At 62.0% G+C, this 1,132-nt stretch carries 1 protein-coding gene and 1 pseudogene; both read left to right on the forward strand.

Translation table 11 applies throughout. The annotated features are described in order from the left end of the window. Positions 1-485 (forward strand): annotated as a pseudogene (locus AC04MI_RS25425) (Tol-Pal system beta propeller repeat protein TolB); the annotation flags it as partial. 44 nt (positions 486-529) lie between these two features. Further along, complete coding sequence (pal, locus tag AC04MI_RS25430) at positions 530-1,072, forward strand: peptidoglycan-associated lipoprotein Pal (RefSeq protein ID WP_099730420.1); 543 nt, start codon at positions 530-532, stop codon at positions 1,070-1,072. Positions 1,073-1,132: the final 60 nt, after the last annotated feature.

Consider the following 1,132-nt stretch of genomic DNA (forward strand, 5'->3'; position numbering starts at 1 on the left):
CCATTGATGCCAACGGCGGCGAGCCGCGACGCCTGATGCAAAGCGCAGGCATCGATACCGAGCCTGTGTTCTCGGGCGACGGCCGCAGCATTTTCTTTGTGAGCGACCGGGGCGGTGCCCCGCAAATCTACAAGGTGGGTGCGTCCGGTGGCAATGCGGAGCGCGTGACCTTCACTGGCACCTACAACATCTCGCCCAGCGTGAGTCCCGACGGTCGCTGGCTGGCCTACATCTCCCGCGTGGGTGGCRCATTCAAGCTGCATGTGATGGATCTGTCCACGGGCACCGTCAATGCAGTGACTGACACGACGGCGGACGAAAATCCCAGCTTTGCGCCCAACAGCCGGCTCATTGTTTACGCCACCCAACAGCAGGGCCGTGAAGCCCTCATGACCACCACCCTGGACGGCAAGATCAAGGCGCGTCTCGCCGGTCAGGCGGGCGACATCCGCGAGCCGGACTGGGGCCCGTTCCAAAAGCAATGAACTTATCTGCACTTTCAGTTATCAAGCCTTCAGGAGAAATTTGGATGATGAAACGTATTACCCTTGCCCTCACCGTTGCCGCTCTCGTGGCGGGCTGCAGCTCTGGCGTGAAGCTGGACGATGTGCCGGTCGAAGACAAAAATGCCACCTCCACCATGGGTGGAGCCAACAACGGTGCCAACTCCGGCAATACATCGCAAAGCGGCGTGGCGGGCGTGGACCTCGGCCAGTCCGGCCGTGACGGTGCAGGCCCCGTGGGGGTCGCGCGCGTCGTGTACTTTGATTACGACAGCTACGTGATCAAACCCGAGTTCCAGTCGCTGATTGAAGCGCATTCCCGCTTTATCAAAGCGGCCCCCAACCGCAAGGTCATGATCGAAGGCCACACGGATGACCGTGGTGGCCGCGAGTACAACCTGGCACTGGGCCAGAAGCGTGCAGAAGCAGTGCGCCGTTCGCTGGGCTTGCTGGGCGTGCCTGACAGCCAGGTCGAGGCCGTGAGTTTTGGCAAGGAAAAGCCTGCAGCCCAAGGCGCTACCGAAGATGCGCGCGCCCAAAACCGCCGTGCTGAACTGTCGTACCGTTGATGACATCCGCTGCACCGGTTTTCTCGTTGCGGGCGCTGGCCACGGCGGCACTGCTCGCTG

The sequence above is a fragment of the Acidovorax sp. LjRoot204 genome (assembly GCF_056175785.1).

Excerpts from the sequence above, each read along its gene's own strand:
- pal (WP_099730420.1), top strand. The coding sequence starts at position 530 with ATGATGAAACGTATTACCCTTGCCCTCACCGTTGCCGCTCTCGTGGCG.